A 5,461-nucleotide genomic window follows, 5' to 3' on the forward strand; every position below is an offset into this window, starting at 1 on the left:
GGCTGTTCCTGAGCCGCCCCGTTCCCCGTGCCGGGAGGACAGGGCGAGTGGTCCTCCCGGCACGGGGAACGGGGCGGCTCAGGAACAGCCGTTGAGCTCGCAGATGTCCGCCGGATCGGTGGAGACCTTGACGTCGTCGTACCAGATGTAGCTGTCGTTCTGCGGGGCGAAGTCCGTGGTCGCGCCGCCGGCGAAGCTGTCGAAGTACGCCTTGTCCACCTGATCGCCATTGGTGACGAAGCGCAGCCCGGTGACCTTGGCGGCGGACTCGCCGTTGTAGAAGACCTCGATCTCGCCGTCGCGGTTGGCCTGCCCGTCGGTGACGGAGTTGACCTTGACCCGCTGCACGACGTTCACCCACTCGCCCTTGGGCCACTGGATGACCGAGCCGTTCTTCTCCAGCGAGACGTAGTCGCCGTATGTGTCCTGCTTGTCCATGTGGTAGTAGTACAGCGCCGCTTCGCCGCCGGCCCGCCGCCAGATGAAGCGGGAGCTGAAGCCGTTGGTGCCGTCGCAGGTCTGGCCGCCGGAGCAGGACTTGCCGCCCGCCAGGCCGATGCCGACCTTGCCGGCGTACTGGCTGGTGCCCCAGCTGAAGTCCTCGTCGAACTTGATCCACATGGACACGTAGTACTCGCGCGCCTTGTCCAGCTGGAACGGCGCTTGCGCGCCGGAGTCCTCGGGGCCGATCTTGCCTTCCGGATAGAGCACCCGCAGCGACTTGTCGCCGCTGTGCGCCGGGGTCGTGTCGTCCACGAGGGTGCGCTCGTCCATGCCGAGCGACCAGGGGGCGCTCCAGCCGTCCTGCGTCCATTCGTCGAGGGTGTACGGGCCGCCCGCGGCAGGGCGCTCGAAGGTGTTCTCCTGGTACGCGGCCGCCTGTTCGGCCTCGGCGGGGGAGCCGGACGCGAACTGCGGGTAGAGCACGGCGGGCGCCAGCAGCGTGGCGGCCGCGGCGGTGGTGAGCATCAGCTTCTTCGACTTGAGCTTTCTCGATCTCATTCGTTCCTCACTCCCGGGTACCGAATTCATTCCTGAAAGGAGAATGAATTGCTGGAATTCTGCGGGCTGGGGTTACAAAAGCACTGTCAAGGGGTTGACGCAAGAGGATGATTACTGCAATCTCCTCGGCATGAAATCGCCAGAAGAGAAGGAATCATTCCTTCCCGGGCCCAAGTACCGGCAGGTCGCCGAGCGCCTGCGCCAGGAGATAGCCGACGGCACCTGGGCCGCCGGAGCACAGCTTCCCGTCGAGCGCGACCTGGCCGACTCGCTCTCGGTCAGCATCAACACCCTGCGCCGCGCCGTCACCCAGCTCGTGGCCGACGGCGTCGTGCAACGGCGGCAGGGCGCAGGCACGTTCGTACGGCCCAGCGACGCGCCGCCCGCCGCGGCAGCGCAACCACCCTCCGGCGCCCGCCGCCTGATCGGCGTCCTGGTGCCCTCGACGACCTACTACTATCCCCGCGTCGTCGACGGCATCCAGCGGGTGCTCAGGGACGCAGGGGCCGGCGTCATGCTCGCGTCGTCGAAGTACGACCTCGGCATCGAGAGCGGCGAGCTGCGGGCGATGCGCGAGACCGGCGTGCGGGGCCTGCTGCTCGTACCGAACCTGCACCTGATGGACGACCCGCAGGGTTACGTCGACGGGCTGCGCGAACTCCCCGTGCCGTACGTGCTGGTGGAGCGCCGCCCGCCGCGACCCGCCCCCGACGACCCGACGACGTATGTGGAGACCGACCACGCCGGCGGGGTGTACCGGGCGCTCGGGCACCTGCGCTCGCTCGGCCACCGGCGGATCGGCCTCGTCGGCCGGCGGCTCACCGGCACCAGCGAGCTGGTCGCGCGGGGCTTCGACGCCGCCGCCCGGCTGCTGGACGTCGAACTGGTCGAGGGCGCCGTGGTCCGCAGCGAGCAGTGGGCGCCCGCGGACCTGGCCGACTACGCCCGGCACTGCACGGAGGCGGGCATCACCGCCGTCTTCTGCCACGGCGACCGGGACGCCGCCGCGCTCATCGTGCACGCCCGCCGCAACGGCCTCGCCGTCCCCGGCGACCTGGCCGTGGTCGCGTACGACGACGAGGTCGCCGAGGTGGGCGACGTGCCGCTGACCGCGGTGTCCCCGCCCAAGGCCGAGGTCGGCAGCCTCGCGGCGGAGCTGCTGCTGCGCCGGCTGGAGTCGGGGGAGCAGGCGCCCACGCACCGGGTGCAGCTCCAGCCCCGGCTGGTGATCCGCGCGTCCTGCGGAGCCGTGCAACAGGCGGGCGTGCGCCGGTCGGTGGTGCCGGCGTGAAGGACGGAATCTTCCGCATCGGCGTGCTCGGCGCGGGTGCCGTCGGCGCCGAACACGTACGGGCGGCCGCGGGCGCCCGGGCGTACGAGATCGCCGCGATCTGCGACGTGAACCGGGCCACGGCCGAAGCGCTCGCGACGCCCGCCGGCACGCCCGTCTACACCGACCACCGCGCGATGCTCGCCGACGCCGGGCTCGACGCCGTCATCGTCACCGCGCCGCACGCGCTGCATGCGCCGCTCGTCATCGAGGCCGCACAGGCGGGGCTCCACGTACTGGTCGAGAAGCCGATGGCGACCACCGCCGACGACTGCACCCGCATGATCGAAGCCTGCCGGGAAGCAGGCACGCTGCTCGCGGTGGCGCACGTCATCCACTTCGACCCCGTCGTACGCGAGGTCCGGCGGCTGATCGCCTCGGGGGAGTTCGGGGAGCCGCTGCTCATCACCCATCGCCGCTCCTCGCACTACGAACCCGGCTCCCGGCCCGGCTGGTTCTTCGACCGCGCGGTCGCGGGCGGCGGGATCGTGCTCAATGTCGGCACGCACGGCCTGGACCGCATCCAGCTGTTCGGCGGCGCGCCGGTGCGCAGCGTCAGCGCGGTGGTGCGCGGCCGCCCCGGCATGGAGGTGGAGACCGACGCGCTCGCGCTGCTGGAGCTGGACAACGGCGTGCACGCGAGCCTTGCGCTGACCAGCCGCGGAGCGCCGTATTACGACGAGACCGAGGTGGTGCTGGAAAGCGCCACGCTGCGGGCCTCCCGGGCCGAAGGGCTGTCGCTGCTGCGCGACGGCGCGTCCACGCCGCTGCTCGCCGCCGACCCGGCGCACGGGCACGCGGCCTTCCGGGCCCAGCTGGACGGCTTCGTCGCGGCGGCCCGCGGGGGTGACGGGGAGTACGCCGACGGGGCGTACGGGCGCTCGGTCGTCTCGGCCGCCCTCACCGTGTACGCGTCGGCGGAGCGCGGCCACACCGTTGCGGTCCCGGCGCCGGCGGTGGTGCCGTGAACCGGCGTGCGTTCAGCACCCTCGGCTGCCCGGAGGCGAGCCTCGCCGACGTCCTCCGGCTCGCACGGGCGGACGGCCGCTGCACGGGGGTCGAGCTGCGGTGCGCCGACGGCCAGTTGGTCACCCCTGATACGGGCGAGCGGGAGGCGGAGGCGATCGGCGCCCGGCTCGCGGCAGCGGGCCTGTCGGTGATCTGCCTCGCCTCGTACGTCCAGGTGGCCTCGACGGCGGCCGCGGTGGCCGCCGACCTGGAGCGGCATCTGCGGCTGGCGGCCCGGCTCGGCGCCCCGTACGTGCGGGTCTTCGGCGGCGGCGCGGAGCAGCCGGACGGGCGCCGCGAGCGTGCGATACGTAACCTCGCCGCGGCCGCGCCCGCCGCCGAGGCCGCGGGCGTCGGCATCGTGCTCGAGACCCACGATGAGTTCCTGACCGGCGCCGCCGTGGCCGATGTGCTCGGGGCGGTCGGCTCGCCGTCCGTCGGCGCGGTGTGGGACGCGGTGAACCCCTGGCGGGCCGGCGAGCCGGTCGCGGAGACCGCCGCCGCGCTCGAACCGTGGCTGCGGCACGTGCAGTTCAAGGACGTCGCCTCCGCGACCGACCTGAGCCCGGTGCTGCCGGGCCGGGGCGTGCTGCCGCTGCGGGATATCCGCGCCGCGCTGGACCGGATCGGCTATCGGGGCTGGGTCAGCCTCGAGTGGGAGCGGGCCTGGTACCCCGGCGCCGCCCCGCTCGGCGAGGCGCTCGGGGCCTTTCACCGGGTGCTCGACGCGTAACGCCCGCCCGGCACCCGCACATTCATTTGGCATGTATTTGACAAGAGGAGTCCCCATGATCAGCAGGCGCGGCCTCCTGGCCGCCGGCGCCTGGACCACCCTGGCCGGCGCGACCGGCGCCACGGCCGCCGGATGCAGCACCGCCAGCGCCGCCCACGGCGACCCCGACGGGCCGCTGACCTTCTGGTCGGCGCTGCGCGGCACGGACACCCTGGTAGCGGCCTGGAACGCCAAGCACCCCGACGACCCGGTGCAGTTCGACATGATGACCTCGGGGCTGGCGGGCGGGAACGCCAAGCTCTCCAACGCCGCCCGCGCCGGCAACGCGCCCGACATCGTCTCCCTCGTCGACGCCGACCTGCCGGGCTTCGCCATCGACGGCGTCTGCGCCGACCTCACCGAGCTGGTCACCCCGCGGCTGCGCGGGCGGCTGGGCGCGCAGGCCTGGACGAACGCCGAGCTGGGCGGCCGCATCTACGGCGTCCCCTTCGACCTCGGCCCGATGCTCTTCGCGTACCGCGCGGACCTCCTGCGCAGGCACCGCGTCGACGTGCCCACCACCTGGGACGAATTCCGCGACGCCGCCCGCACCCTGAAGCGCTCCGCCGGCATCGACCTCGCCACCTTCCACCCGAACGCCTACAACGTCCTCGCCGGGCACGCCATGCAGGCGGGCGGCCAGTGGTTCGGCATCGAGGGCGACAGCTGGGTGGTGGACTTCCTCGACGGCCCGACCCGCCGGGTGGCGGAGTACTGGCAGGGCCTGATCGACGACGACCTGCTGATGGTCGCGCCCGGCAGCAGCCAGGAGTGGCTGTCCGCCCTCGCCGGCGGACGGGTGGCGGGCCACATCGTCGGTCCCTGGGGCCTGGCCGCCCTGGTCGCCTCGGTGCCCGGTGGCGCCGGCAAATGGCGGGTCGCGCCGCTGCCGCAGTGGAATCCCCGCAAGCCGGTCCTCGGCACCGACGGGGTCTCCGTCCACGTCATCACCGCCGACAGCAACAAGAAGGAGCGCGCCATGCGCTTCCTCGAATGGCTGACCACCACACCCGAAGCGATCACCGCCCGGCTCTCCAGCGGCCGCTCCAGCATCCTGCCCGCGGACGGGAAGCTGCTGCGGCCGGCCGCCAAGCAGTTCAACACCGACTTTTACGGCGGCCAGGACCTCTACGAACTCGTCGCCGAGCAGGCGCAGTTCCTCCGTACCGGATGGGTCTGGGGCCCGCGGATGCAGGCAACCGCCACCTCCCTGCACCACGCCCTCGCCCGGCTGTCGTACGGCACCACCATCACCGAGGCGCTCGAGACCACCGAGGCCGAAACGCTGCCGGACATGCGCAGCCTGGGACTGTCTGTGAGGCAAGCATGAGCGCCACGACCAGCGGAGC

The 5,461-nt window shown here is 72.6% G+C and carries 5 protein-coding genes; 4 read left to right on the top strand and 1 reads right to left on the bottom strand.

Annotated features, from left to right (window positions below; all coding sequences use genetic code 11):
- Nucleotides 1-78 precede the first annotated feature (78 nt).
- Nucleotides 79-1,002: a polysaccharide lyase gene (locus G5C51_RS39580; RefSeq protein WP_165245383.1), complete on the bottom strand. Its 924-nt coding sequence runs from the start codon at nt 1,000-1,002 to the stop codon at nt 79-81.
- Nucleotides 1,003-1,132: 130 nt separating this feature from the next.
- Here G5C51_RS39580 and G5C51_RS39585 point away from each other — a divergent pair, with 130 nt between their 5' ends.
- From G5C51_RS39585 to G5C51_RS39600, 4 genes are read left to right on the top strand one after another with little or no spacing between them, the layout of a single operon-like run.
- Nucleotides 1,133-2,293 carry a GntR family transcriptional regulator gene (locus G5C51_RS39585; RefSeq protein WP_165245385.1) on the top strand — a complete coding sequence of 387 codons (1,161 nt, stop codon included), beginning with the start codon at nt 1,133-1,135 and terminating at the stop codon, nt 2,291-2,293.
- Nucleotides 2,290-3,300: a Gfo/Idh/MocA family oxidoreductase gene (locus G5C51_RS39590; protein WP_165245387.1), complete on the top strand. Its 1,011-nt coding sequence runs from the start codon at nt 2,290-2,292 to the stop codon at nt 3,298-3,300. The genes G5C51_RS39585 and G5C51_RS39590 overlap by 4 nt, the downstream gene beginning before the upstream one ends.
- Entirely contained in the window at nt 3,297-4,073 is a 777-nt protein-coding gene (locus G5C51_RS39595) for a TIM barrel protein (protein WP_165245389.1), read from the top strand. The genes G5C51_RS39590 and G5C51_RS39595 overlap by 4 nt, the downstream gene beginning before the upstream one ends.
- Nucleotides 4,074-4,128: 55 nt before the next feature.
- Nucleotides 4,129-5,442 (top strand): ABC transporter substrate-binding protein, encoded by a 1,314-nt coding sequence (locus tag G5C51_RS39600; protein WP_240930242.1) that lies wholly within the window; start codon nt 4,129-4,131, stop codon nt 5,440-5,442.
- The last annotated feature ends 19 nt before the right edge of the window (nt 5,443-5,461 follow it).

This window comes from Streptomyces coryli, assembly GCF_011044975.1.
Classification (GTDB): domain Bacteria; phylum Actinomycetota; class Actinomycetes; order Streptomycetales; family Streptomycetaceae; genus Streptomyces; species Streptomyces coryli.